This window comes from Pseudanabaena sp. FACHB-2040, assembly GCF_014696715.1.
Taxonomy (GTDB): domain Bacteria; phylum Cyanobacteriota; class Cyanobacteriia; order Phormidesmidales; family Phormidesmidaceae; genus JACVSF01.
In genome coordinates this window covers 93,287-119,249 of record NZ_JACJQO010000017.1, presented here as the reverse complement: position 1 = coordinate 119,249, position 25,963 = coordinate 93,287, and the positions used below count along the sequence as shown (strand labels likewise).

At 52.5% G+C, this 25,963-nt stretch carries 29 protein-coding genes and 1 tRNA gene; 19 read left to right on the top strand and 11 right to left on the bottom strand.

Annotated features, from left to right (window positions below; all coding sequences use genetic code 11):
• Positions 1-3: 3 nt before the first annotated feature.
• Positions 4-393: a VOC family protein gene (locus tag H6G13_RS19125; protein WP_190485738.1), complete on the top strand. Its 390-nt coding sequence runs from the start codon at positions 4-6 to the stop codon at positions 391-393.
• A gap of 121 nt (positions 394-514) precedes the next feature.
• Here the strand turns inward: H6G13_RS19125 and H6G13_RS19120 are convergent, their stop codons facing one another.
• Positions 515-832 carry a DUF3067 family protein gene (locus H6G13_RS19120; RefSeq protein WP_190485736.1) on the bottom strand — a complete coding sequence of 106 codons (318 nt, stop codon included), beginning with the start codon at positions 830-832 and terminating at the stop codon, positions 515-517.
• Positions 833-1,420: 588 nt separating this feature from the next.
• Between H6G13_RS19120 and petC the strand changes: the two genes are divergently transcribed.
• A complete protein-coding gene (gene petC / locus H6G13_RS19115) occupies positions 1,421-1,963 on the top strand; it encodes a cytochrome b6-f complex iron-sulfur subunit (RefSeq protein ID WP_190485734.1) in 543 nt (180 codons plus the stop codon).
• Positions 1,964-2,038: 75 nt separating this feature from the next.
• The gene (petA, locus tag H6G13_RS19110; RefSeq protein ID WP_190485731.1) at positions 2,039-3,007 is read left to right on the top strand and encodes a cytochrome f; all 969 of its coding nucleotides are present in this window, start codon (positions 2,039-2,041) and stop codon (positions 3,005-3,007) included.
• Between the two features lie 321 nt (positions 3,008-3,328).
• Here the strand turns inward: petA and H6G13_RS19105 are convergent, their stop codons facing one another.
• The 5 genes from H6G13_RS19105 to argS all read right to left on the bottom strand — a co-directional run bounded on the left by H6G13_RS19105 (position 3,329) and on the right by argS (position 7,751).
• Positions 3,329-3,481 (bottom strand): hypothetical protein, encoded by a 153-nt coding sequence (locus H6G13_RS19105; protein WP_190485729.1) that lies wholly within the window; start codon positions 3,479-3,481, stop codon positions 3,329-3,331.
• Between the two features lie 85 nt (positions 3,482-3,566).
• Positions 3,567-3,986: a plastocyanin gene (gene petE, locus H6G13_RS19100; protein ID WP_190485728.1), complete on the bottom strand. Its 420-nt coding sequence runs from the start codon at positions 3,984-3,986 to the stop codon at positions 3,567-3,569.
• Between the two features lie 236 nt (positions 3,987-4,222).
• Complete coding sequence (gene psbV / locus H6G13_RS19095; protein ID WP_190485726.1) at positions 4,223-4,723, bottom strand: photosystem II cytochrome c-550; 501 nt, start codon at positions 4,721-4,723, stop codon at positions 4,223-4,225.
• Between the two features lie 191 nt (positions 4,724-4,914).
• A complete protein-coding gene (gene accD / locus H6G13_RS19090) occupies positions 4,915-5,841 on the bottom strand; it encodes an acetyl-CoA carboxylase, carboxyltransferase subunit beta (protein WP_190485724.1) in 927 nt (308 codons plus the stop codon).
• Positions 5,842-5,993: 152 nt separating this feature from the next.
• Positions 5,994-7,751 carry an arginine--tRNA ligase gene (argS, locus tag H6G13_RS19085; protein WP_190485722.1) on the bottom strand — a complete coding sequence of 586 codons (1,758 nt, stop codon included), beginning with the start codon at positions 7,749-7,751 and terminating at the stop codon, positions 5,994-5,996.
• A gap of 39 nt (positions 7,752-7,790) precedes the next feature.
• Between argS and H6G13_RS19080 the strand changes: the two genes are divergently transcribed.
• From H6G13_RS19080 to H6G13_RS19070, 3 genes are all read left to right on the top strand, one after another.
• A complete protein-coding gene (locus tag H6G13_RS19080) occupies positions 7,791-8,300 on the top strand; it encodes a cupin domain-containing protein (RefSeq protein WP_347277508.1) in 510 nt (169 codons plus the stop codon).
• Positions 8,297-8,698: a GFA family protein gene (locus H6G13_RS19075; RefSeq protein WP_190485720.1), complete on the top strand. Its 402-nt coding sequence runs from the start codon at positions 8,297-8,299 to the stop codon at positions 8,696-8,698. The genes H6G13_RS19080 and H6G13_RS19075 overlap by 4 nt, the downstream gene beginning before the upstream one ends.
• 111 nt (positions 8,699-8,809) lie before the next feature.
• Positions 8,810-9,130: a Uma2 family endonuclease gene (locus H6G13_RS19070; RefSeq protein ID WP_190485718.1), complete on the top strand. Its 321-nt coding sequence runs from the start codon at positions 8,810-8,812 to the stop codon at positions 9,128-9,130.
• Here H6G13_RS19070 and H6G13_RS29225 read toward each other — a convergent pair.
• Positions 9,099-9,605 (bottom strand): DUF1643 domain-containing protein, encoded by a 507-nt coding sequence (locus tag H6G13_RS29225; RefSeq protein WP_190485716.1) that lies wholly within the window; start codon positions 9,603-9,605, stop codon positions 9,099-9,101. The genes H6G13_RS19070 and H6G13_RS29225 overlap by 32 nt on opposite strands.
• A gap of 120 nt (positions 9,606-9,725) precedes the next feature.
• On the opposite strand from H6G13_RS29225, the gene H6G13_RS19060 reads away from it, so the two are divergent.
• Positions 9,726-11,018: an MFS transporter gene (locus H6G13_RS19060; RefSeq protein ID WP_190485714.1), complete on the top strand. Its 1,293-nt coding sequence runs from the start codon at positions 9,726-9,728 to the stop codon at positions 11,016-11,018.
• Between the two features lie 260 nt (positions 11,019-11,278).
• On the opposite strand, the gene H6G13_RS19055 is transcribed toward H6G13_RS19060, so the two are convergent.
• Positions 11,279-11,352: transfer RNA gene (locus tag H6G13_RS19055), tRNA-Arg, on the bottom strand.
• Positions 11,353-11,417: 65 nt separating this feature from the next.
• On the opposite strand from H6G13_RS19055, the gene moaC reads away from it, so the two are divergent.
• The 4 genes from moaC (at position 11,418) to H6G13_RS19035 (ending at position 13,283) form a co-directional block, all read left to right on the top strand.
• Positions 11,418-11,915 (top strand): cyclic pyranopterin monophosphate synthase MoaC, encoded by a 498-nt coding sequence (gene moaC, locus H6G13_RS19050; protein WP_190485712.1) that lies wholly within the window; start codon positions 11,418-11,420, stop codon positions 11,913-11,915.
• 37 nt (positions 11,916-11,952) lie between these two features.
• Positions 11,953-12,234 carry a 2TM domain-containing protein gene (locus tag H6G13_RS19045; protein ID WP_190485709.1) on the top strand — a complete coding sequence of 94 codons (282 nt, stop codon included), beginning with the start codon at positions 11,953-11,955 and terminating at the stop codon, positions 12,232-12,234.
• 3 nt (positions 12,235-12,237) lie between these two features.
• Positions 12,238-12,546 (top strand): DUF3181 family protein, encoded by a 309-nt coding sequence (locus H6G13_RS19040; protein ID WP_190485707.1) that lies wholly within the window; start codon positions 12,238-12,240, stop codon positions 12,544-12,546.
• A gap of 359 nt (positions 12,547-12,905) precedes the next feature.
• On the top strand, positions 12,906-13,283 hold the full coding sequence (locus H6G13_RS19035; protein ID WP_190485705.1) for a hypothetical protein: 378 nt from the start codon (positions 12,906-12,908) through the stop codon (positions 13,281-13,283).
• A 98-nt stretch (positions 13,284-13,381) separates the two neighbouring features.
• Here the strand turns inward: H6G13_RS19035 and H6G13_RS19030 are convergent, their stop codons facing one another.
• Complete coding sequence (locus H6G13_RS19030; protein WP_190485703.1) at positions 13,382-14,176, bottom strand: aspartate/glutamate racemase family protein; 795 nt, start codon at positions 14,174-14,176, stop codon at positions 13,382-13,384.
• Positions 14,177-14,404: 228 nt separating this feature from the next.
• On the opposite strand from H6G13_RS19030, the gene glmS reads away from it, so the two are divergent.
• Positions 14,405-16,312, top strand: a complete 1,908-nt coding sequence (glmS, locus tag H6G13_RS19025; protein WP_190485701.1) for a glutamine--fructose-6-phosphate transaminase (isomerizing) — start codon at positions 14,405-14,407, stop codon at positions 16,310-16,312.
• 111 nt (positions 16,313-16,423) lie between these two features.
• Here the strand turns inward: glmS and H6G13_RS19020 are convergent, their stop codons facing one another.
• On the bottom strand, positions 16,424-17,773 hold the full coding sequence (locus H6G13_RS19020; RefSeq protein WP_347277507.1) for an acetamidase/formamidase family protein: 1,350 nt from the start codon (positions 17,771-17,773) through the stop codon (positions 16,424-16,426).
• 406 nt (positions 17,774-18,179) lie between these two features.
• Between H6G13_RS19020 and H6G13_RS19015 the strand changes: the two genes are divergently transcribed.
• The 6 genes from H6G13_RS19015 (at position 18,180) to H6G13_RS18995 (ending at position 23,268) form a co-directional block, all read left to right on the top strand.
• Positions 18,180-18,857, top strand: a complete 678-nt coding sequence (locus H6G13_RS19015) for a hypothetical protein (RefSeq protein WP_190485699.1) — start codon at positions 18,180-18,182, stop codon at positions 18,855-18,857.
• Positions 18,858-18,917: 60 nt separating this feature from the next.
• Complete coding sequence (locus H6G13_RS19010; protein ID WP_190485697.1) at positions 18,918-20,810, top strand: hypothetical protein; 1,893 nt, start codon at positions 18,918-18,920, stop codon at positions 20,808-20,810.
• A 26-nt stretch (positions 20,811-20,836) separates the two neighbouring features.
• Positions 20,837-22,225, top strand: coding sequence for a DUF1802 family protein (locus H6G13_RS19005; RefSeq protein ID WP_199306373.1), 1,389 nt, complete (start codon positions 20,837-20,839; stop codon positions 22,223-22,225).
• An 86-nt stretch (positions 22,226-22,311) separates the two neighbouring features.
• Positions 22,312-22,650 (top strand): hypothetical protein, encoded by a 339-nt coding sequence (locus H6G13_RS19000; protein WP_190485692.1) that lies wholly within the window; start codon positions 22,312-22,314, stop codon positions 22,648-22,650.
• A gap of 317 nt (positions 22,651-22,967) precedes the next feature.
• Complete coding sequence (locus H6G13_RS29220; RefSeq protein WP_277882535.1) at positions 22,968-23,099, top strand: hypothetical protein; 132 nt, start codon at positions 22,968-22,970, stop codon at positions 23,097-23,099.
• Positions 23,089-23,268: a hypothetical protein gene (locus H6G13_RS18995; RefSeq protein ID WP_190485690.1), complete on the top strand. Its 180-nt coding sequence runs from the start codon at positions 23,089-23,091 to the stop codon at positions 23,266-23,268. The genes H6G13_RS29220 and H6G13_RS18995 overlap by 11 nt, the downstream gene beginning before the upstream one ends.
• A 259-nt stretch (positions 23,269-23,527) precedes the next feature.
• Here the strand turns inward: H6G13_RS18995 and H6G13_RS18990 are convergent, their stop codons facing one another.
• Positions 23,528-23,728 carry a hypothetical protein gene (locus tag H6G13_RS18990; protein ID WP_190485688.1) on the bottom strand — a complete coding sequence of 67 codons (201 nt, stop codon included), beginning with the start codon at positions 23,726-23,728 and terminating at the stop codon, positions 23,528-23,530.
• 125 nt (positions 23,729-23,853) lie between these two features.
• Here H6G13_RS18990 and H6G13_RS18985 point away from each other — a divergent pair, with 125 nt between their 5' ends.
• Complete coding sequence (locus H6G13_RS18985; RefSeq protein WP_190485687.1) at positions 23,854-25,926, top strand: DNA phosphorothioation-associated putative methyltransferase; 2,073 nt, start codon at positions 23,854-23,856, stop codon at positions 25,924-25,926.
• The last annotated feature ends 37 nt before the right edge of the window (positions 25,927-25,963 follow it).

Genomic DNA, 25,963 nt, shown 5'->3' with positions numbered 1-25,963 from the left:
CGTATGCCCCTGGCTAAGGGCCTTCATCATGTGGCCATTATCTGCTCTGACTATGAAGCCTCTAAGCGGTTTTATGTGGAGCAGCTAGGCTTGCAGGTGGTTGCTGAGACTTACAGGGCAGCGCGTCAATCTTATAAGCTCGATCTGCGTCTGCCAGACGGCAGTCAAATCGAGCTATTTTCGTTTCCTGAGCCGCCATCTCGCCCCTCGCGGCCCGAGGCCTGTGGGCTGCGGCATTTGTCTTTTGTGGTGGCAGATTTGGCAGAGGCAGTGACAGAATTAACGGCCAAGGGCATCGAGACTGAACCAATCCGATTGGATGAACTAACAGGCAAGCGCTTTACTTTCTTCAAAGACCCCGATGATTTGCCATTAGAGCTATACGAGGCTTAGTTGGCGGCTAGCCCTCGTAGGTTGGGGTTGAGCAAAGCGAAGCCCAATAAGCTAAAAACTCGAAGACGTTGGGTTCGCTTCGCTTAACCCAACCTACAAAAAGCTAGACATGCGGGTACGGCTAAAACTCGTCGGCCAACCACTCTGAGGCGCGCTGGCCTAGGTCGAGGGGAATGTTGACGGCTTTGCCTAAGCGCGGCTTCTCTCGAGTCTGTTCAATCCAGGTTTCTAGATAATCAGTCTGGTTCCAGGCTGTGAGATAGCTGGCGACCTGATCTAGATGTGCCAAATATTCGGCTTCGCTCAGTGGAAAGGAGGCTTGCTCCTGGTAGCGCCACATGACCTGGAGAAAAATTTTGCCCTGGGTGCGGCGCATCTGAAGATCGTAGGAATATCCCCACTTGGAGATTAAGAGTGCCTGCAGCTCTTGCCCTGTCATGTTCCTATCTCCTAGAGTACGCGACGGTTTTTAGCAGCCGATCTTTGTCGTCGCGAGGTGTGCCGTTATAAAGCATGTTGTGCTGAAAATTGCTATAGAGTTTGCTGCGTGCACTAGGCGACTGCATTTTCAGGGGAACATAGGGCCTGCTTTACAAATCTTCATTGCTTTCCCATCTTGAAAAAACAGCCAAGCTGACTGGAGCAAACCCCAAATGCCAGCATAAAGGGTGCTGCGGCGGTTTCTGTCAGAACCAGCCTCTGCCTGGGCGGAGAAAGCGCTGGTAGATGCAGATTTATCGGTTTAAACAGGGTTTATTCTACAAATATAAAAAATTTTTCTGAAGCGGCTGACCGATTTCCTTGCAGCTCTCAGGTTTCATCGGGAACGCCAAAGTGCGATAATACTCTTCAGAAAAACTGCAAACTTCTGTGACAATTCAGCGGTTGTTAGTGGCTTGAAGCATGTCTTCTCGCTCTCCCCCTAGCAGTAGGGGAAGCCGCCAGTCGCCAGTTTGATAAGCCGCTCACTTGCGTGGGGGCTCAGCTTAAATTCCATTACGTTTGAACGGATATAACAGCCTGGATCATGACTCAAGCTTCTGGAACCTCTGATGTCCCCAATCTGGGACGACGCCAGTTTATGAACCTGCTGACCTTGGGCGCAGCGACTGGCACGATTGCGGGAATGCTTTATCCGGTCGTTCGTTATTTCATCCCCCCTTCTAGCGGTGGGGCTGGCGGCGGCGTAACAGCCAAGAACGAACTGGGTAACGACGTTGTTGCTAGCCAATTTGTGCAATCCCATAACCCTGGCGACCGGGTGCTGGTGCAGGGGTTAAAGGGCGACCCTACCTATCTGGTGGTCAAGACCGACGGCAGTCTGGAAAACTACGGCATTAACTCTGTCTGTACACACCTTGGCTGTGTAGTGCCCTGGAATGCTGCTGAGAACAAGTTCATGTGCCCTTGCCACGGCTCTCAGTATGACGCTACTGGTAAGGTCGTGCGTGGACCGGCACCGCTGTCTTTGGCCCTGGCTCATGCTGATGTCAGTGAAGCCGACAAAGTGGTGCTCTCTCCCTGGACCGAGACCGATTTCCGGACTGACGAGTCGCCCTGGTGGAGCTAGCTCGCAGCTGCGGCTCTCCCTCCTTGGCACGTAAGCGTGTGCTTGAGATTGACAAAACAATTGGCGTTTAAGCGAATGAAAGGACGATTTTTATCTCTACGGCGGTTTATTAAGCCTGCGGCGATTGCGATCGCAACCGCAATTCTCTTCATCACCGGGCTGTTGGCCGATGCCCAACCCGCTTCGGCCTATCCCTTTTGGGCGCAGGAAAACTACGAATCTCCCCGCGAGGCGACTGGCCGGATTGTCTGTGCTAACTGCCATTTGGCCCAAAAGCCGACTCAGGTAGAAGCGCCAATGGCGGTTCTACCCGACACTGTTTTTAAGCTGGCCGTTAAAATTCCCTACGACCTCAATACTCAGCAGGTTTTAGGTGACGGCAGCAAAGGCGGGCTGAACGTGGGTGCAGTGGTCGTCCTGCCTGAAGGGTTCAAGCTGGCTCCCCCAGATCGGATTCCTGAGGAGCTGAAGGAAGAAGTGGGCAGCACCTACTTCTTGCCCTACAGCGATACCCAAGACAACATCTTGCTGGTGGGTCCTTTGCCAGGTGAGCAGTATCAGGAGATCGTTTTCCCGGTGCTCTCTCCCAATCCCAACGAAGACAAGAACGTCTACTTTGGCAAATACCAAATCCATGTAGGCGGCAACCGGGGTCGGGGGCAGGTCTATCCGACCGGTCAATCCAGCAACAACACGGCTTACAACTCCTCTGTTGCGGGCACTATCGCTGCGGTGGCTGCTCAAGACGCAGGTGGCTACCAGGTGACCATTCAGCCGGAGTCCGGCGAAGCGGTGTCTCTGGCGATTCCGGCTGGGCCTGAGCTAGTCGTCTCTGAAGGCGACGTCGTGGCTGCAGGTGCTCCGCTGACTAGCAACCCCAACGTGGGCGGCTTTGGTCAGATAGATGCTGAAATCGTGCTGCAAAGCCCCAATCGGGTCAAGGGCCTGATTGCCTTCCTAGCAGCGACCATGCTGACCCAAATCATGCTGGTGCTGAAGAAGAAGCAGGTCGAGCGCGTACAGGCGGCCGAAATGAGCTTCTAGTAAGCTATCCGCTGTTATTAATCTCTCTTGTGAAGTGGTTGGGGCGCAGGTATCTGCGCCCCTTTAATTTTGAGAAATACAGCCGTTTCGGGCGAGTACAACACTTCGCTGAGCTGTAGGTAGCGGCCTACCTGCTCATCCTAGTCCGCTCCTAACGCCCCTAAATAGAGGATTAAGTGGGTTGGCTTGAATGGAGTAGCCCTCAGCTTTAGAGAGGAGTCTTGGGTTAAGCAAAGCCAAACCCAACACCAATTTTGGCTAAAACCGCCCAGCGCATCTCAGAGCTGGGTTTCGGTGCGTCATCGCCTATCGTGAGGCAACCTATGCGATCGCACCAGAGAGCCGGAAGATAGCCCTGTAGGCTGGCGTCAAGCGCAGCGCGACCCAACACTCCGAATCTTCACTGGTAACAAGCCTAGACGCCCTGAACAAGCCAGTGGCAGGCTTCCACGGAACCGTTAGAGACGTGCTCATAAAACAAGAAAGGGCCTCCAGAGGAAGCCCTTTCTATGAGTTGCTTAAAAGCTGCTAGAAGCTCAAGAGTTACTTAAGCTCAAGCCTACTTTTCAACGGTGATTTTGCCGACCATGCCAGCGCCACGGTGAGGGGCGCAGAAGTAGGTGTAAGTGCCACCAGGCAGGTCATCAGAGAAAGTGGTGGAGTAGGACTCCCCAGGTGCAAAGGTGAGCTGGTCGTGGGAGAGCTTAGTGGCTACAGCCTTTTCTCCACCAGGAATGCTGGCCTCATCAAAGATGACGTTGTGAGGAGCCATTTTGTTGTTAACCCAGGTGACGGTGTCGCCAGGCTTAACAGACAGGTTAGCGGGTTCGAAAATCAGCAGACCTGAATCAGATCCCATCTTGACTTCGTAGTTGGTGGCCGACGCGGGAGCTGCAGCCAAAATTAGGCTACCGACTACCAGAAGGACGGACAGGAAAGCGATACCCAAACTACGAGTAACACGTGCAACAAGTTTCATAATGAACCTCTAAAGGCGAATTTCTCCAGTTCGCAGGTTTCTGAGACAGTATTCTATCTCGGATTAAAACCGTTTTTTCTACCAGGCGATTATATCAAGCCAAACTGTGAAGTCCGCTAGGGACTGGGTTTGGCTGAGTCTTGATAGACCGGCAGTAAGCTCACAGGTTATTCCCAAAGTCGTCCCTATTCTAAGCGACAAGCTCTCCCTATGACAGGAAGAGCTTAGCAAGTTGGTTAGGGAGCAGAGAAGCGGGTCTTACCAGCGCCCCACATGTCGCCGACGACTTGGGGTTGAAGCAGGATGTGGCCTGATATTGCAACCAGGTCTTCTTCGGTAAAGCTACGCATCTTGGGGAAGATGTCGGCGCTCTTGGTGCTGGGGTGAAGACGAGAAATGTCTTCTTGCCCGTCGTAGGTGGTTGGATTCTTCAGGTAGTCTACTAGGGCATCGACGTTGTCACGGGGAGGCAAAGCACCGGCTAAAGTCTCTGGATCGAGACCGACGGTGGGGTTGGTCTTGGTAATGCCGCCTACGTGACAGGTGCCACAAGCATAGTTAAATTGTTTACGACCCCGGGCGACTTGCTCCAGGGACAGCACTAACGTGTCACCCTCTGGGTTGAGCTTAATAGTGCGAGTCGCTTCATCCAGCTCTGCCGCGATCGCATCACCCATCACCAGGTGGCTGACAAAGAAGAGTGCGATCGCAACAAGCCAAATGCATCTCTTCAGCATGGTTCTCCTCGAAAATAGATGGCTCGGTTTGGACTTTCAACACAGCCTGACTCAATCGAATGAGTCACTCTAGTATGAATATCATGCCACCGAAGGGTACCATTCCCAAAGTATTCCAGAATGCGCTGACTTCTTGGCCTGATAGCGTTTGACCGACTGAGTAAAAGCACTCAGATAGAACTCAGACAAACTCAGATAGAGCTAGCCAGACCGACCGTAGGGGCTGAAGCTGGACTAGCTATATGGCCGATGGGGCTGCTGTGGGGCTGGTGCAGGCCAATCAGCTGAGCCAGGGTCTGCTTGAGCTGGGTGCGCGGCACAATGACATCGACAAAACCGTGATTGAGCAGATACTCAGCGGTCTGGAAATCGTCGGGCAACTTCTCGCGCAGGGTTTGCTCGACTACCCGCCGTCCGGCAAAGCCGATGGTGGCCTTCGGTTCTGCCACGATGATGTCGCCTAGCATGGCAAAGCTAGCAGTGACGCCTCCAGTAGTCGGGTGGGTCAGCACTGGCACAAACAGCAGTCGGGCTTCTTGGTGCCGGTGCAGCGCCCCTGAGATTTTGGCCATCTGCATCAGGCTGAGCATGCCTTCCTGCATTCTTGCGCCGCCGGAAGCGCAGACAATCACCACGGCGCGGCCTTCTTCGGTGCCGCGCTCGATCATGCGGGTCAGCTTTTCGCCCACGACCGAGCCCATGCTGCCGCCCATAAAACGAAAGTCCATCACTCCTAGAGCCACGGACTGGCCTTCCATCTCGCCTACTCCGGTCTGGACGGCATCGGGCAGCTGAGTTTTGTTTTGGGTTTCTCGAATGCGGTCGGCGTAAGCTTTGCGATCGCGAAACCGCAGGGGGTCTTTAGGAGAAAGCTGAGTGTCTAGCGGCTGCCAGGTGTCGGCATCAATCAGCTGGCGAATGCGCTCTTCGCTGAAAATCCTGTGGTGATGGCCGCAGTCCCCACAGACCCACTGGTTGGCCCGCAGATCCTTGGTGTAGGTGAGAACGCCGCAGGATTCACACTTGGTCCATAGTCCATCGGCAATCTCACGCTCTTGGCGCTCTTCGCTGATCGGACCAGATTTTCGTCGGTTGGCAAACCAATCAAACAGGGACATTTTAAAGAGGGATACTTAAGAAACAACCAATGCTGCTTGGGGCTGCTTGGGGCTGCTTGGGGCGGGCCTCAATGCAAAAACATGCTTTTCATCCTATCTGGTTTGGTTCCCCCCCGATATAGGGCCTAGGGTAGGGGAACCGAACCGAGGGACTACATCCGTTCCAGCACCTGAATTCCCAGGAGCGACAGGCCCAGCTTTAGGGTGCGGGCGGTCAAATCGCAGAGAATGAGCCGAGAGGTGCGTTGAGGCTCCTCGGCCTGGAGCACCGAGCACCGGTCATAGAACTGGTTGAACTTCTGGCTCAGCTCAAACAGGTACTGGCACAGCCGGTTAGGGAAGAGTTCTTTGGCGACTTCCTCTAACACTTCATCGAGCTGGAGCAGGTGTCGGGCCAGGGCAAACTCGGCCTCGTCTTCTAGATGCACCGTGGCATCGGGGGGCAGGTGCTCGAAATCAATGCCGCCCCTACGGCTAATGCCTCGCACCCGCACGTAGGCATAGAGCATGTAGGGCGCGGTGTTGCCTTGGAGGGCCAGCATTTTGTCGTAGCTAAAGATGTAGTTGCTGGTGCGGTTTTGGCTCAGGTCTGAGTACTTGACTGCGCCAATGCCCACCTTCTCAGCGACATCTTGAACAAACTCTGGCGACTCCTCCCGACTTTCTGCCTGAATTCGGCTGTTCATATCTGCCTGGGCGCGCTCGACTGCTTCATCCAGCAGATCCTTAAGCCGCACCGTTTCGCCGGAGCGGGTCTTAAACTTCTTGCCGTCTTCGCCCTGCACCACGCCAAAGGGAACGTGGATCAGCTCAACATTTTCCGGCACCCAGCCAGCCTTCTCGGCCACCTGAAACACCTGCTCGAAGTGGTTGGACTGGCCTGCATCTACTACGTAAACGACTCGATTAGCGCCTTCCTTATCGGTGCGCTGGCGAACTGCGGCCAAATCGGTGGTGGCATAGTTGTAACCGCCATCAGATTTTTGAATGATCAGGGGCAGCGGATCGCCGTCCTTATTAATGAAGCCTTCGGCAAAAACAACCTTGGCACCCTGGTTTTCTACCAGCAAACCCAGGTCTTCTAAGTCTCGCACTACGGCAGGCAGCAGGGAATTGTAAAAGGACTCACCCCGCTCCTCAATGCGAATATCGAGCCGGTCATAAATTTTCTGGAACTCTCTGCGAGACTGCTCACAAAGGGCATTCCAGGCTGTGCGGGCGGCTTCATCGCCTGACTGAAGCGCTACCACGGCCTCGCGGGAGCGGGTTTTGAAGGCGTCATCTTCGTCAAAGCGCTTTTTGGCCTCTTTGTAAAAGGCCACGAGATCGCCCATATCCACAGATTCTGGCGAGGTCAGCGCCTCTGGGGATGACTCTTTGAGGTGCGTGATTAGCATGCCGAACTGGGTGCCCCAGTCGCCGACGTGGTTGAGCCGCAGCACATCGTGGCCCATAAACTCCAGCACCCGCGCAATCGAGTCGCCAATGATGGTAGAGCGCAGGTGGCCCACGTGCATCTCTTTGGCAATGTTGGGGCTGGAGAAGTCTACAATCACCTTCTGTGGCTGCTTGGCCGGTTCTACGCCGAGCCGATCGCTGCCCTGGATAGCCTTGAGCTGGTGTTCTAAATACTCAGTTTTGAGGCGCAGGTTAATAAAGCCAGGGCCCGCTATTTCTGGCGGTTCACACAGATCGCTGACGTCGAGGTGGGCCAGGATTTTTTCTGCGATCGCACGCGGTTTATCCTTCAGCTGCCTGGCCAACGATAGGGCACCATTGGCCTGAAAGTCGCCAAACTTAGGATTGCTGGCGGGCACCAGCATGGGGTCAGCCCCTGCTAGGTCGGGGCCAAAGGCCGCTACCAGAGCTTGCTTGAGCCGGGCTTCTAGGGTTGCGATCGCAGCTTTCATGGATTAGCGTCCGCTTTACTAAAACTCTCGATTACAGTTGTGAACACCGTCATCCAGGCAGCCAATATGACCCCCGGAGATAACACCTTACCCCATCCCCTGCTCACTGCTGACGCCATTGCCCAGATGCCAGAGCAGGTCTTTGTTCATCCCCTCAATCCTAGAGCAATCCGTCAGACAAAGTCTTTAGGCGATGTCGTGGGCTTTCACCATATTGGGGTGCATTGGGTGCGCGTGGCTCCCGGTCACAATTCCACCGAGCAGCATGTGCATCAGCTAGAGGAGGAGTTTATCTATGTTCTGTCGGGCCGGGGCGAGGCTGATATTGGAGAAGAAACCTTTACTGTGGGGCCAGGAGATTTTCTGGGCTTTGCAGCCAAGGGAGTCGCCCACAGCTTGCGAAACCCTTATGACGAGGATCTGGTTTACTTGGTGGGCGGTATGCGGCTGGAGTATGACATCTGCGACTACCCCAGGCTGGGCAAGCGAATGTACAGGGCCGGAGAAAACCGGGATTATGTCGATTTAGAGGATAGCGGTTCTAAATGACTGAACTAGTAGGCGGCTGTTTTTGCGGAGCGGTGCGCTATCTCAGCACAGCCCCCGTCATTGATGCGGGCTACTGCCACTGCCGAATTTGCCAGGGCACCTGTGGGGCTCCTGCCGTTGTTTGGATTTCCGTTCCGGCTGCTGGATTTGCTTTCACTCGGGGAAACCCCTCAGCCTTTGAGTCTTCCCCCCGAGGCATTCGCTATTTCTGCCCGACCTGTGGCACTCAGGTCACCTTTCGCCGCCCCGATAGCGATGAGGTAGATATCAACTCGCTGTCGCTAGACGATCCGGAAGCGGTTTTGCCTGAATATCATGTTTGGATTAACACCCAGCTTTCCTGGTTCAAACTGCAGGATTCCCTGCCCCGCTATGAGGACGATGGGCCAGATCGGTAACGCTATCGAGACGGAAACTCGGAACCCGAACTGATCCCCCAACGGCTGCAGAAGGCTTTTCAGTCTTGTAGGATGGGCGAAGCAGAGCGTGCCCATCTTTGAAGGCTACAAGTGCTTGCGGTGCTGATGTGCGATCGCATGCGCCTAAACCACGAGAGCGACCCCCCACCCGATCTAGCAATCGAAGCTGATGTGACCTCCAGGACAACCCTTGACGTGTATGAAGTCATGGGCGTACCTGAGGTCTGGATTTACGAAGAAGGCAGGCTGAGAGTCTACGTTTTGCAATCAGGCGAATATGCAGAATCTTCGGCCAGCTCCACCTTTCCCTCTTTGGATGTGAGGGAGCTGATTCCTCAACTGGTGCAGCAGGCTTTTACAGAAGGCACTAGCACCATGCTTAAAGGGCTGCGTCAACGCCTGTCCCAATAAGCTGCCAGGGCAGGAGCTGGCTGTCTCGCTTGACATAGAGAGGATGCCGGGGCAGGCCGGTTTGGTTCAGCCCTAGCGAGCAACACTTCACCCAGTGCGGTTCTAAGAGAGTGAGGACGGTGCGATCGCGACCTAGCCGGCTGCCCCAGTTGCCCCAGGCCAGCAAGACTCGCTCCGCCTGCTCACAGGTAGAAAGAAGATACTGGTCATTCTCTGGCCCGATTGGGTCTTTGACCTGGGTTAGATCGCGAGGATGGGCGCTGCAGTAGGCAAACAGGTTGACCACCTCCAACCTGCCGTAGCCCCACTGCTGTGCTAAACCAATGCATCGCCGGATCGTTGGGTCGTTGTAGGCATCGTTGGCCTGACTCGGGTTGAGCATGACAAAGGCGATGGTTGGTCTGGCCTCATCCCACCTGCGGCTGAGGGTGTAGCGATAGGTGCCGCTGGTGTCAAAGCAGGCCGTTCCGTACACTGGGCTACCAATTCTGCAACGAATGTTTACAATTCCAGTATGGATAGGGGAGCGTCGTGAGCCGGAAACAACTCTCCTACTCCTATTGGAACAGGATGCCCTGCCAGGAGTTGAGCGACCTTGAGAATCTTCACAACCTTTAGTCCAGCCCTGCGGCGGGAGTTGCTGTTGCTGTTTGCGGCGGGCCTGTGTTTTTGGGCGGGGCTGGCCGGGCTGCTGCCCACCCTGCCCCTGTTTATCGAAACACTGGGGGCCAGCGGCCAGCAAATTGGTATCGTTATGGCCTCTTTTGCCGTTGGGCTGCTGCTGGCCCGACCTAGCCTGTCGCGGCTGGCCGATGTGAAGGGGCGCAAGCTGGTGCTAATTATTGGGTTGGTTGCGATCGCAATTGCCCCCTTCGGCTACCTACTGGTGCAAAGCCTGCCCCACTACACAACTCAGGTCTTCCTGTTTGGGCTGCCCGTTGCCGTAGACTTTTCCCTGCTGGCGATGATGCTGATCCGGGCCTTTCACGGTCTTAGCATTGCTGCTTTTGTCGTAGCCTACAGTGCTCTGGTCGTCGATATTTCTCCGCCCGCTAATCGGGGTGAGTTGATTGGCTACATGAGCTTGGTCAACCCGATTGGTCTGGCGTTGGGACCTGCCCTAGGCGGCTTTCTCTACGAAGGGTCGGGCTTCTTTTGGGCATTCCTGACCATGGGCATTTTGGGTATCGTCGGCTTGGTGCTGATTAGCCAGATTCAGGAAACTTACGAGCCTAGTCCTGCTGTGGCGGCGGGTGGACAGCCCCAACTTTTTTGGCGGCTGCTCTGGACGCCCCGCGTTCGCACCCCAGCTATTATCCTGCTGCTGGTGGGTCTAGCCTTTGGCACAATCAGCACCTTTATCCCGCTCTATGTGCGCGAGGCCGGAATTAGCCTGAATGTGGGCCTGATTTATGCTGCCTCTGCAATGGCCAGCTTCGGCAGTCGCCTGCTGGTGGGGCGGGCATCTGACCGTTATGGTCGAGGGCGCTTCATCACGGTGAGCTTGGCGCTTTACACGGTGGCTATGCTGGTCTTCTGGACGGCTCGCACAGCGCCCATGTTTTTGCTGGCGGGGCTGCTCCAAGGGGCTGCAGGCGGCACTCTAATCCCCATGATCGCAGCGCTGATGGGCGATCGATCTCACCCGGATGAGCGAGGCCGCATCTTTGGCCTGGTGATGGTCGGTTTTGATGTGGGGATTGCTTTAGCTGGGCCGATCTTTGGCGGTATTGCTGACCTGCTGAGCTACCGGGGAATCTTTGGCCTCTCTGGAATAATGACTCTGCTGGGGGTAGCAATTTTTGTGACGACTTCTAGCAAGGACTTGCTGCACTCGCTGCGGTTTTCGCTGAGTCGGGGGCAGGATGTGTATTCCGTAGATCCGTAGTTTTTGAGGGACTTGAGTTTATCCAGGCCCACCAGAACTGTAGGATGGGCAATAGCCCGTGCCCATCACAGCATGGGCCGCTAAAGATGGGCACGGGCTATTGCCCTTTGCCTACAAAAGCCTGAACCGCGCCTCAGCCCTATGCACCCCTCAGAGTGGGGATAGGCTTTTAGCGTTGCTGAATGGCATTTCTTTGCACAATGAAAATGCCAGAGCGTCAAGATGACCTCTGGCATTAGCACTATCAATTCAGGTTGTAACGGGCGAGGAGGGATTCGAACCCCCGACACCGTGGTCCGTAGCCACGTGCTCTAGTCCACTGAGCTACACGCCCTCATCGGCTCCTTATCATAACATACAATTTCCGTGGCCCAAAAGGTTTTTCTGAGAGATTTTGTCATGACCCATTCCGACGCCGATTCTCCCGCCAGTCTCAGCCATCTTGATGCTCAGGGGCAGGCCCACATGGTAGACGTTTCGGCCAAAGACCAGACGGTGCGAGAAGCGATCGCAACCGCCCACGTCAAAATGCAGCCCCAAACCCTAGCCCAAATCGAAGCAGGCAATGCCCCTAAAGGCGATGTTCTCGGCACCGCCCGCATCGCTGGCATTATGGCAGCCAAACAGACCTCAAACCTGATTCCTCTCTGCCACCCTCTACCGATTCAAAAAGTCGAGCTAGAAATCACTCCCGATCCCGCCTTACCCGGCTACCAGATTCAGGCCACCGTCAAAATCAAGGCCGAAACCGGCGTCGAAATGGAAGCCCTCACCGCTGTCTCTGTCGCTGCTCTCACGCTCTACGACATGGCCAAAGCCCTAGAGAAGTCGATGGAGATCGGCGGCATTCGGCTGCTGAAAAAGACGGGAGGGAAGTCGGGGGAGTATTGGGCGTGAGTACAATAAAAGAGGAGACATCACTGACAAATAAACTATGCCCCCTCGTTGGCCCCGTAAGCCTGACCGTAACGATCCTGCCTTTCGCCGGTTGGATGACCGGATGAACTTTGCAATTCATGTGGCGGTGTTTTCTGCTATCAACTCAGGGCTGTGGTTCTTTCATCAGATCGATCCGATGTGGGTGCCCTGGGTGAGCCAGTTTACGCCGATTTGGCTGGTAGCGTTAGGGGCTCATGCGGTGTATGTATTTGCGATCGCAGATTACTCAGGCACTTACACCCCCGAGGAGGATGCTGCGAGTAACAAAGGATCTTGAGTTATGGCTTATTCCACGACTTCAGAAGCGATCGAAGCCCTAGCGGCTGAGATTGGCGAAAATATCTACCTCGACATTGCCAAGTGGCACCTGTACTTGCGTGATGCCAAGCTGCACACGCCTTTAGCTGAGCGGCTTTATCCCCTGCTGCAAAACCGCAGCCTGTCCGAAAACGCGATTAGCGAGGCCCTGCAAAGCATGGTTGTGGCGATCGGTGGCGGGCGACGTCAGCTGCCTCTGGCTGAATTTCTGCCGTCGTCTGCTCAGCGTGACCTGCTGCGACTGTTGGAGGATTATCAGGACAAACTCTAGGGTTTGTTTGGAGGCAGAGGCTGTAAGGCAGAGAGCAGAAGGAAAAGCCTCTTTTTGAGGTGTGCTCTCGTTGCCATTTTGGTTAACCCCGGATCAGCTCGATCCGGGGTTTTGTTTTGGGGTGGAATTAATGTTCCTTTATGGGGCTTAACACTCCGGGGCGGGGCTCTCATCTTGGGTAAAGCTTCAGGGCCAGCCGGCAGACAGTGAGAAAAGACTGCGACAGCGAGGATTTCTATGCAGAACTGTCTGAAAAAAGGAAAATTTTGCCTGGGTTGTGTCTCAGGAAACCATTATTCGATGGGCAAAAGTTAATATAGAGACAAGTTGATTGTTGAGAGCGGACGCAGGAGAGGTTCATGACCGGATTTATTCGCGGTTTGTTTGGTGGTAATGGCAAAAAGAAGGAAGAGCAGCGGCCTCTTACCCCACAGGAAAAGGCAGCTTACTTTTTAGATGCTGATGATGCCAAGTCCTATGGCAACATCGAGTACATGCGCACCAGCAAGACGGTGAGGCGCACCTTTGCCCGCAAGAAAGGAGTGGCCGAGGAGCTAGCTAGCGTCAAGCAAATCTCTGCTATGCAGATGCAGCGTCTGCTTGAAGATGGCTCTCCTGAAATCACCTTGAATGGTCAGTCCAACGGATCTGCTGCGCCCAAGCAAGAGCAGTCTAAGCGGCAGCTCGACAGCAGCATGGACATGTTCCGCAATATGGCCCGGGACATGAAGAAGTAGGCATTTCGCTTACCCCAGCTTGAGGGCGAGGTATTGCAGAATGAGTCCACGCAGTTTTGCAAGGGTTTCATCAGCAGTGTTTCGCCCCTTTTTTCCCATTATTTTCCTAAAAACTGCTGCTCCTGCAGACATTTTGGCTGCATGTAGTCTGGATATCCCTGAATTGGCTTGAGTTCAGGGGAACGGTAAGTGAGCTGCTTGCTGGTGGTCTTGCCTAGCGCGACCAGCGACTCTGCTAGCTTGACGGCTGCCGCCACGGCATCAATCACAGGGACTTGTAGAGCGGCTTCTAACGCCTGATCGAGCCCGCTCATGCCGGCACAGCCTAGGCACAGCGCCTCGGCCCCGTCTTCTTCAATGGCGCGGCGGCCCATGTCAATTAAGGCTGCGAGGGTGGCAGTGCGATCGCACGTCTCCAGCACCGCTAGGTCTGTCGTTCTAACTGAGGCGCAACGGCTGCCAAAGCCCGTTTTTTGCACTGTTTTCTCAACCATGTCTCGCACCCGATGGGTGGTGGTCACCACGCTCCACTTAGCGGCCAGCATATTGGCAACGTACATACTGGCCTCAGCAATGCCGATCACTGGGCGGCGGGTGATTTCGCGGGCCGCTTCAATGCCGGGGTCACCCCAGCAGGCCAAGATAAAGGCGTGGGAGTCGGTATCTAAAATGATTTGCTCTAGAATGCCGGGAATCGCCAGATATTCGTCGTAGTAGCACTCAATTGAGGCAGGGCCGCTTTTGGGCTGTACGGTGGTGAGGGTGGTGGTGTGCGATCGCACCGCCTGTGCCGTTGCGTCAATGCTCTGGGTCATCTCCTCGCAGGTGTTGCCGTTGATAATCTTGATTTGAAAAATGGGCCGGTCAGCGACTTGTGCAGCTTGATCAAACATCGATATCTCCAGCCCCTTAGGGTTTCTATCGGGCTGATCTTTTATCTAGCAGGTTTGCCCCTTCAGAGAAGTCAGGCGAGAACAGTTGGCATTTAGATACCTCTATAAAACTGTCTCTCGATTAATCTTGAGGTCCAGTGCAGCGTGTATCCTATTGAGCAGCTAAAAAATGTGACGCAACGTTACTCATTAGGAAGTTCAGACATTCCATTTATTGAGGAATCTGCCATGTGTGGAATCGTAGGCTATATCGGTACTCGCGCCGCCAGCAACATCTTGATGGAAGGTCTCCGCAAGCTGGAGTACCGGGGCTATGATTCTGCTGGTATTGCCACTGTCTTAGAAGGCGAGCTGCACTGTGTGCGGGCCAAGGGCAAGCTGCAAAACCTCCAGGAAAAGCTAGACGGGCTTGATAATCCGGCTCGGCTCGGCATCGGCCACACCCGCTGGGCCACCCACGGCAAGCCGGAGGAATACAACGCCCATCCCCACCGAGATACCGAGGGCCGCATTGCGGTGGTGCAGAACGGCATTATCGAAAACTATCGAGAACTGCGAGAAATCCTCAAGGCCAAAGGCCACGAGTTTCGCTCCGACACCGACACCGAAGTGGTGCCCCACCTAGTTGCCGACTATTTAAACAAGCCGGTTGCGGGTGCCCAAGGCTTGACCGCTCAATCTGCCCTACTAGAAGCGGTGCGGCTAGCCTGCAAGAATCTGGAAGGAGCCTTTGCTCTGGCAATTATCTCGGTAGACTTCCCTGATGAGCTAATTGTGGTGCGGCAGCAGGCTCCTCTAGTCATTGGCTTTGGCCAGGGCGAGTTTTTCTGCGCTTCTGATACGCCTGCGATTGTGCCCTATACCCGCGCCGTCTTGCCGCTAGAAAATGGTGAACTGGCCCGTCTGACGCCGCTAGGGGTTGAGGTCTACGACTTTGAAGGGGTGCGGCTACGCAAGCATCCCCTCACCCTCAACTGGAACCCCATCATGGTCGAGAAACAGGGGTTCAAGCACTTCATGCTCAAGGAGATCTACGAGCAGCCCGGCGTAGTTCGCACCTGCCTGGAAACCTATATCGACAGCACCTGGACTGCGACTAACGCCGGTGCTTCACCGATGAAGCTAGGGCTGGCTGACGACTTGCTAGAGGGGCTAGAGCATGTTCAGATTGTGGCCTGTGGCACTAGCTGGCACGCCAGCCTGGTCGGTAAATACCTACTAGAGCAGCTGGCAGGCATTCCGACGATGGTGCAATATGCCTCTGAGTTTCGCTACGCGCCGTCGCCCCTAACTCGCCATACGTTGACCATCGGCGTTACTCAATCGGGAGAGACGGCTGATACGCTGGCGGCGCTAGACATGGAGCAGCAGCGGCGCACGCTCCACAGCAATGCAGATCTCAAGCCGCGTATGCTCGGCATCACCAATCGCGCAGAAAGCTCCCTCTCTCGCCTGGTGCCCCACATTATCGACACCCACGCTGGCATTGAAATTGGGGTGGCCGCTACCAAAACCTTCACCGCTCAGGTGATGGCCTTTTACTTTTTGGCGCTGGAGCTAGCCTATCGCCGTCAAACGCTGTCTTCCCAGCGCATTCAGGAAATTATTGAAGGGCTTTGGCAGCTCCCAGCTCAGATTGAGCAGGTGCTAGAGAGCCAGGAGCGCTATATCGAAGACCTGGCTCACAATTTCGCTGACACTCAAGACTTTATCTTCCTGGGCCGGGGCATTAACTTCCCCATTGCCCTAGAAGGGGCACTCAAGCTCAAGGAAATCAGCTACATCCACGCTGAGGGCTATCCGGCTGGCGAGATGAAACACGGCCCCATTGCGCTGCTAGATGCGAAGGTGCCGGTGGTTGCGATCGCAATGCCCGGCAGTGTCTACGACAAAGTCCTCTCCAACGCCCAAGAAGCCAAAGCCCGCGATGCTCAGCTCATCGGCGTTGTTCCCATGAATGACCCAGAGGCCGAAGAAACCTTTGATGAGCTGCTGCCGGTGCCTGTAGTGGATGAACTGCTCTCGCCTCTGCTGGCGGTGATTCCGCTACAGCTATTGGCCTATCACATTGCGGCCCGCCGTGGCCTAGACGTGGATCAACCTCGCAATCTAGCTAAGTCAGTAACAGTGGAATAGAGCTATGCTGAAGCCCTAGATCTCAGGCAAAGCAAGGATCTAGGGCTTTACTAGCAGCGGAGCATCTGCTGTGTCGTTCTTATGGCGGATTCAGACGAAAACCCGCTCAGACTAAGAAACCCAAACAGATTTGGGCATTAGGCAATGAACGTTTTGTGCTCCGGGTTCTAAAATACCGATGCGAGCATCTAGCGCCAGACTCGCCAAAGAGTAAGCATCTAGTGGGACTAGCCCTTTCTCTTCCTGAATCCGTTCGATCAGGGCTAGTGCAGATACGTTCATGGCCTCCATTGCGTCTGCATTTACTGCGTGCGTGACGTAATAGTCACGCGTGTCTGCTTGAGGGAGTGGCGGTAAAGCTGGGCTGGCTTCTTTAGGCAGCATGCAATAAACCCCTTTGAGTTGGTTTACCACTTCAGCAACTCGAATATCGCCATAGGTAGTCATATACTGACGCGCTTCACGGCTGTTCATTCCTTTCCATTCGGAGATGAACTTGATGGTTTCCTCCTCCAAAATCCGAATGGCGGTATTCATATCCCGGTCATAGCCCAAGGTCAACCAGTGTGTAGGCGATTCTACTCTAGGCCAAGTTAAAGGTTGGCCTTTGATTACCTCAACGGTGAGATTCAGCTCATTAAATGCCGACTCTACTGCAGTTAAGTTAATCTCACCATTTCCTTGAACAGCATGGGAGTCTCCCGACCAAAGCAGGGCACCCTCTACGAAAACTGGGATGTAGACGGTGGTGCCTTCTACTATTTCCCGGCAGTCCAAGTTTCCACCAAAAGGACCCGGAGGAACGGTACTATACTGGCCACTTTCAGGTCGAGCAACACCCAAAATGCCTGGAAAAGGGCGCACCGGTAATTCAATACCGGGTAGAAATTCTGTGACTCCCCGCCTCAAGTCAAGGTAGAAGTGTTTCGCTTGTGGTTCAGGAAAAAGCTGCGGAAATTGCCCTAGATTCAACTCACCTGGCAAGTTCCAGTTAGTGCCATAGGAGCGCGGTACAATCCGGTTGATCTTGATCTTAAGGACATCGCCAGGCTGTGCACCCTCAACGAAAATTGGCCCTGTCACAGTGTGTGGTCCGCGCCCTGGGTGATCTACCCGCAGTTTTGTAATTTCTTCAATAGAAACGCCTGGTAGAATTTGGTTCTGAGAAGCCATCATGGTTTCAAGAATGATGGTATCTCCAGACTGAATGCGAGCACGGGGAGTTTCAGCGTTATTAAACCAGCCCCATTGCACAGTTTCATTCGTCGCGGGAAGAAGATAAACTCCGCCTTGATACTGCCCGACAAAACCCTCTTGTAAAGCTTTAATTTCTTCTCGTTTGGTTTGAGCTTTAACGTTTGTTGTATGCAGTAGAGAAGTGGCAGCAGCAGCAGCAGCAGCACTGCCCACCAGAAAGTCGCGACGCTTTGGCATAAAAGTTTGGACGATAGGATAGAGCACTGGTCTTAGACCAAGCTTAATTATTTGTAGATTTGCGGAGGTAAAATGTATCTTTTGATACCGTTTTGGCTATAGCTGCGGAACTCAGCAGTTGAATCAGCAGACCTTCTACTCCTGCGCCCGACTCCTGCTTTCAAAGCTCTGGCTCTGCGATGCCCTATAGGCACTCCACAAAAAACTTGATAACAACGGCTCGATTCTAATTAAAACCTGATGTGTGAGGGCTTCTGCTTCAACAACGTCAGTACAATTGGCACTGTTGCCCCTCAAAACAAAATCCCTTATTCTAAGCTTTACAAAGACTCATCTAGACTTCAACAACTTTTGAAGTTTGTTCGTGATTTGATGGATGAACAGGGGCATTCTACTGAAGAAAGTGCTTGTCACAGGACTCAGGAGAATTGCTATGACATCAGCAACAGTTGCAGCCAAGAAATCTACAAGTATAAATACTCAAACTGCTAATAGCTCAACTCGGTTACTTCTAGCTTTATGGTCCTGGGGAGAGACAGAGGTTCCTAAAGGGAAGTTGACTGAGCGGCTTAAGCGTAAGGGCGAAAAGAGCAGCGATTACAATGATGTATTTTCTCAACTAGAAGATAAAGGCGCAATCAAAATCACGGCAGGGAAAGTCGCCCTTTTAAATGAAGGGAAAGACCTGTTGGGTCAGCACTTGAAGAACTCTGGCTTGGCGATTGAGGGAACCATCGTAGGAGCCTGGGTAGCAAGAGCACTAAACCAGTGGATTCAGCAGACAGGCGCAACGGCACAGGGAGCGGCAACAAACGGTAAGGCCGTAAGCGATGCCATTGGCTCTTATGAAGAATTCAAGCAGGTTGCACTAGAGATGTTTAATCATCTCAATCAAGATTACAACATGGGCAATATGGTGCCTGTTTACCGCATTCGTAGGGAAATCGGTAATCGAGTCTCGCGGTCTCAATTTAATGAGTGGCTGTTTGAAATGCAGTCTGAGAATCTTCTTCAGCTATTGGAAGAGAGCGTGGAAGATGGCGCTCCCGACAAAATCGAAGACTCTGTTACGACCAAACTGGGCAAGCTGCGCTGCTATGTGAAGCGTTAACAAGCTAGCTCAATCCTTTTACCGCTTAGCCATTCCTAGCCCACCTCCTCGCTAAATATTATGTCGGCCTATTCTTCCCCTGAAGCCCTCAACGAAGCTATTCAGGAATGCAATCCGTTTGAGAGCAATTTTGTTACCAAGTCTTACCATGTTTGGGATGACAATTTCCTAGACTTGCCCTGCTTGCATACCCATGCTTCAGAAAGCATCTTGGAAGCAATTCAAAAAATCAATTCTGGACAGTTGCAGAGTGGAACAGTTGGGTTTGCCATTCTAGCTCCTAAAGGGGTGGGGAAGACTCATGTTCTGAGTAGAATTCGTCATCACCTAAAGCGTAAGGGTGAAGGATTCTTCATTTACATGTGTGAATATGGCAACCTAAGCCTAATCAAGCACCAGTTTTTGCAAAGCCTAGCCTTCAGCTTGAGAAAGCTAGGAAATCAGGGAGTGATGCAGTGGCAGGAGTTGGCTACAGCTTTAGTCAATCTGGGAATGGAGAAAAACCTTGCACCAAAACAGCTAATTGAGCAGTTTCCAAAAGCGCTGGCAAAAAATCCTAAAGTTATTAATCACTTAACCCAGAAGATTCTGCAAAAATGTCCAGACGTTGATAACCCTTATATTGTCAAAGCAATTCTCTGGACTTTATCTCAGGCCCATGCTCCCTTTGCGGTTAACTGGCTTGCTGGTCGAGATCTATCTGAAGCGCAGGCAAACATGATGGACTTGCCTGACCTCAGCAAAGATGACAGAGATGTAGAGGCATCTAATACTGCTCGTCAAGTATTGGCTCTAATTAGCTACTACACAACGCCCGTCATCTGTTTTGATGAGCTAGATGGGACAGAACTAGCAGATGAATCAGATCCCATGCTAGGAGGCTACACCAGGGCGCAGGTAGTTGCTAGCTTGGCAAAGGACATCTATAACAGCCTAAAGCGTGGCATTCTGATAACTGCTTTGTACGCTCAAACTTGGAGAGAAGAGTTTCAAACTATCTCTAAGAGCAGCAGTGTCAAGGATCGAATGGCCCAAAAAGAAATAGGATTAAGCTATTTAAAGTCCAATGACGTTGTCATGTTAGTGGCGTTTTGGCTTGAGAAGTTCTATTCCGAAAGAGGCTTAACCCCTCCTCATGCTGTTTATCCCTTTGAAGAGAGCCAGCTTCGAGAATTTGGAGATGGAGCAGCGGTTAGAGATATTTTACAGTGGTGCGCTCAAAACTTTAGCTCGGTCAAAGCTGATCCAACTGAGAAGCTTGAAAGAATTTACCAACAAGTTGAAGCTACATTAGATGATTTCTTAGAGGACAATGAAAAGATTGCGAATGCCTTAGCTTTTGGCTTACAGCATTTGCAAGGAAAAACAGTAGAAGGCGTTACTCTCAAAGAATTAGATCGAGAAGTTTACCCTCGCTCAAAACATAGCAGACGTATTAACTTTAGAATTCTTGGTGAGGAGAATGGGAAAGAAGTCAAAATTGGCGTTTCTGTTGTGCAAGATGTTCACGGTAAAAGCGTTGGAGCCTGTATTAAGTATTTAACTTTATACAAGGACTTTGACTTGACCCGTGGTTGCTTAATTAGGTCAAAGTCAATCAAAAAACATTGGCAAGTTGCGAATGCGGGCTTAGAGCAACTTTTGGGAAGACAGGGTGGGGAATGGGTGTCTTTCAAGGATGAGGAAATCAAACCCCTTCTCACGCTTCATAAAATGTCTAGAGAACTAGATAGAGACTTTTTTACTGAGGCAGATTTTCACCGCTTCATAGATGAAAAACGGCCAATTCTTAAAAACCCGCTTATTCGTGATATTTTGAGTGACCCCTCAGGACAAAGTCCTCAGGAAGTCATTGACGAAGATAGTGGGCTTGGAGAACTGCTCTCTGGAGAGACTGCTGGTACATCTGATGATGAAGCATCTGAGGCTTTAGAGATTTTGTCGGTCGCTTAACTGCATAAATACTGATGAGTAACGCGATGTCGATCAACACTGCGCTTTGTTTGCCAGCTTTAGATGTCGCAGCACTCGGCAAAGGGCGAATGATTGCTGCTTTATCTCGAACGTTTATTGGTTCGATGCAGCAGTTTGCCCTTTGCCCTATTGAAGAACGAAATAGTAATCCCACTATTTCTATTAACCTTTGGGCAAAGCTTGAGTCCTGCAAAATCTATAGCAATCCTGAAGACATAGAAAAGCTTGCGCGGTTAACCATTTGGTCAAACGAAGAGCTACAGAGCGCTTTGCAGGAACGCCACAAGCTTTTTCTACTGTGCTTGCGTGTATTTCAAATACCCCAACCCGTTGAGCTGAAATCGGGAAACCTCAACTCTAACCGGATAGGGAGTTTTATTAAACTGCCTAACTTCCCATCAACTATTCAAAATAATCCTGTGTTGCCTGATGACTTCTTTTATCAGCGCAAGCAACAGCTAACGAATCTAGAGCTACCTCCACACCCTGAATTAGAAGAACTACAGAAGTCTATTGCAGAATTGGCTGCTAGAGACGAGAGAGCTAAGAGCCTAGACGATCTCGTCCAAAGTTTTCTAGGCTGGAAGAGTAAAACAGCTCTGAAGGAAAAAAAGTCAGAGTTGGACTGGATTCATGAAATTGTCTCTTTAGGCAATCGTAGTAAGGAAGACGACACAGGAAAAAGTAACTATCAGGCAGGTACAGACTTTGAGAACATCGTGCGGGATAGCCTTACCTTCCTCGGTTTTTCCATTGATCAAGCCCACAGGGGTGGGGCGGGCGGCCTAGATTTATATTGCTCGAAACCGTATCCCTTGGTGGGTGAATGCAAAGCGGGCAAAAAAATTCCTAGCGGAACAACTCAGGAATTGATTAGGCTTGGAGGAATGCATTTAGATACGGAGCAGTTCCTTAACTCTGCAAAGTTAGTTATTGGCCCTGGTCAACCTACTCAAGATGTTTTGACCGCAGCAGCAAAGTGGAGAGTTAGTATCATTAATCCTATGAGTTTGCAAAAGCTAGTTGAATTACAGGCCAAATATCCAGGTTCAGTAAACTTGATTCAGTTAAAGGACTACCTAGAGCCGGGACAGATTGACCATAAGATCGATGAGTATATTGAAAAGGTTTCAAAGGAAGTAGAGTTAAGATCATATATTGTTCAGACGGTTAAAAAGCACTTAGACTTGGTTGAAGAAGCAGACGTCAATATAGATGTGCTCTTTGGTGTTTATACTGCTTCCAATCCTCCTAAACGTTTACCTCAAAAGCAGTTTCACGAAATACTGATAGAGCTTTCCTCACCACTATTGGGCTACTTAGGGCGAGTGCAAAGTCAAAACTCGCAGAATGATCGCTTTTACTTCTTGCGTAATCTGGCCGAGTTCGATTGAAGCCTGATTGCAAGATGAGTAACTACGTAAAAGTCTAGGCTTTAGCCAATTTCAATAATCTACCCATTAATACCTGTGAAGGCATTATGCGATTTTTTTCCTACATCTTTGGACTAGCGTTGATTTTGTTGGGTATTTACTTCTTGGGTAAGAACATTGTATTTACTACCCATGCTTACCCTTGGTGGCGAGGTATTGCTGCCGACGTCTCGGTTCTTTCCCTCTGTATCGGTGTCTTTGCCCTGGTGTTTCTGCCATCGGCTGTTAAGTCTTTGGGTTGGGTAGCAGTGGCCTTTGGCATTATTTGTGTGTTTGCTAGCAGTCGCGCTATTTTGAGCCCCACTAGCCTGTGGCAGTTCTTTCTGTCGCTGACGATGATGGGCATTGGCTACAAGATGCTGACCAGACGGAGAAGATTGTTTTAGCCTTAGCCCAGCCTACGATTCTGGCTCCGGCTTCCACAGGTAAAACTTTGAGCTTCTGTGTCAATTGTTACTTGTGTTTGAGGATCAGATGACCTAATATCGATCCTCATAGCTGTTGCAGAGCAGCTTGCTTTTCCCCGAAAACTGAGTCCGACGCTACCGGCAAGTGCGACCAACACAAACCGGCAGCTAACCCGAAAGACAGTCCAAGCTGTCGCACGGGCTGTGCTAATTTTAGCCGCCCTGCTACTCGCTCATGTCATGGGTGGCCAGATTTCGGGGATTCCTACCCATTGATTTGAAGGAATCCCCTGATCATGCTGCAAATTCAATATTTTCTGTCGTCTCCCCTAGAGCCTACCTGGGGGGCGGCGACTCAGCCTGCTGCGCCCCAGATTCCTCTGGTGCAGCCCCGGCGTAGACGGTTACGCCTATTTAGTGGGATCTGATGCTGATACGCGAGGTGCGATCGCAAGTCTGCATCACCTCGGCTATGCCGAGCAGTTTGAGTGGAGCCACGTCGTTGACATCCCCGAAGGCGGCCTGCTGGTACGCCCCGATCCTGGTGATGTGCTGCGCTACCTCCAGCGCTATCCGTCAGTTAGGCCGCAAGCATAGTCTTGTAGCAGTGCGCCCACGTTTCAATTGTGGTTGAGACACTCGCTATAGGCTTTGCTGGGCGCGCTTTGCTTTGTCTGTCCTGCTAGTAGCGTGTCGAGACCCTTCTTGTAGGTTGGTATCGAGCTTGCGAGCCCCAACAAGCCCCTTAAACTGTTGGGTTTCGCCAAGCTTTAACCAACCTATGAGAGGCCGCTTGGCAGGACAATGTTCACCCTATGAATTAATTAACAGGCCTGTGGAAAAGCAGATAACTCAGTTAACTGGTCAACTCATCGATCAATGCGCCTGCAATGATGCCCGTTGCTAAAAGAGCCAGGATAAATAGAGCTGCATACCGCTCCAGCTCACCGAGGTCGCCTAGCAGCGTATTTGGCGAAATAGAAGCCGATATTGAAACGAAGGAAACCGGAAATGCCAAAGGAAACCAGGGGATAGGTGACGGCTGTCTCTGATTCATCTAATCCACTCCTTACGTAAGTGCCCCTCAGAGTTCCCATCTGTCTGCTTCAAGAAACATTCCCAATGGTTCGATAGGATAGGGAGCAGCTTAGAGATCCTTTAGAGCAGAGCTTTTCCAGAAACATGGTGAGCGTACCCGTTCAGTTAGAGTCCTATGTGGAGCTATGCCAGCGCAGCCCTGTGGGAAAGCGACTGCCGGAGGCGCTCTATGTTCATCTTTCTGCTCTAAATGCTCTCGCCTCAGAACTCCAGACTTTAGAGCAGCAGGCCAGAGCGGCCTCTCCTCAACTTAATGAAGCGACCCTCGTTAAGTTCAGCTTCAATAAGCCTCAAATTGTCTACCTTTTCTACCCAGATTTTGATACTGAGGCTCATCCTGCTTTGCAAAGCAGCATTCAGGTCAATCTAAAGACGCTGACCATTGGATCACGAGATTACAGTACGACCGACAATCCCCCGGTGCTTCACCGCAAGGAAGCCTTTGTTACCCCTGACTACCCGCTCTACTCGACCTTTGCCTGGTTGACCAAGCAGGAGGAAGTGCTGGGGCTGCTGGAGGAGTCTCGCGGTATTGGGTTTCGGCAGGCTTGGGAGAAGCGGGTGTGCGATCGCAACCTGATCATCCACGACCATGCCCTCGCCTGCCCCCTTCAACCAGGAGCCATCACACCGACTCAAGCTAAGCCCAAGATTCAGCGGCACAAAGCTGCGATCGCCCGCGTCACCGCCTCCAAACCCGTTCGCCTAGCGGTTGAAGCGGGCTTGTTTGAACCCAACACCACCTACTTTGACTATGGCTGCGGTCATGGGGCCGATATTGAGTACATCAGCCGTCTGGGGCACACCAGCGCCGGATGGGATCCCTACTTCCGCCCCGACAATCCCCGCACCGCAGCAGGTGTAGTGAACCTGGGCTACGTGATCAACGTCATTGAAGACACTGCCGAACGGCGAGAAGCCCTCATTAACGCCTGGAAGCTGGCTCAAAAGGTGCTGATCGTCGCCGCCCAAGTCTTGATTGATGACCGCACCCGTGGCGTGATTGCCTACGGCGACGGCATTATTACCAGCCGCAACACCTTCCAGAAATACTACGAACAGGAAGAGTTAAAGACCTACATCGATCAGGTGTTGGGGGTAGATGCGGTGCCGGTTGCGCTGGGCATCTACTTTGTATTTCGAGATGAGGCCCAGGCAGAGACGTTTCGCGCCTCTCGCTACCGCTCACGGGCCAAGGCTCCCCAAATCCGCTTAAAGGTCAGCCGATTTGAGGAATACCGGAACCTGCTTCAGCCCTTGATGGATTTCTATACCGAGCGGGGGCGACTGCCTGCCGTTGAAGAAGTCGACACCTATGGCTGTGAGCCATTACAGGCGCAGTTTGGCAGCCTCAAGCAGGCCTTCAAGATTATTCTGCAGGCGACCGATACAGGCGAGTGGGATGCGATCGCAGACAAGCGTCGCAACGATCTCTTGGTCTATCTCGCCCTCAGCCACTTCGGCAAACGCCCCAAATTCAAAGACCTATCGCCCACCATCCAGGCAGACATCAAGGCGCTTTTTGGCAGCTATCAGCAAGCCTGTACCGCAGCAGACCTAATGCTGATGAGCCTGGGCCGAACCGAGGTGATCGCAGAGCACTGCCGCAATAGCCCCATTGGTCAGCAGCGCCCCAACTCACTCTGGGTTCACGTATCAGCCCTAGAGCAGCTTGACCCACTCCTACGCCTCTACGAAGGCTGTGCCTCTCGCACCTTGGGGCGACCCGATGGAGCAACGGTTGTAAAGTTCCATATCCACAAGCCGAGAATTACCTACCTGTTCTATCCAGACTTTGATACAGACCCCCATCCGGCTCTGCACACCAGCATGTCTATTGGCCTGCGGGATTTACACGTCCGCTATCAAGACCACGACCCGGAGGATAATCCGCCCCTGCTGCATCAAAAAGAACAGCTCATCACGCCAGACTACCCGGGGTATGCCAAGTTTGCCAAGCTCAGTGAGCAAGAGCGGAAATGGGGCCTGCTAGATGACGTGACGAAAATTATGGATCGACGTGGCTGGCTGCGGTGCTTAGAGGATCATTGCGCCGATCTGCAAGGCCACCGTATCGTTTGGCGCAAAGATGCCGACCCTTATCAAAAGAAGGTAATCAGTGCTGCAATGCGCTCAAAAGGTGCCGCAAAGCAATAATCCCCACTATTAAATAGTGGCATAGCAGCTCAAGCCG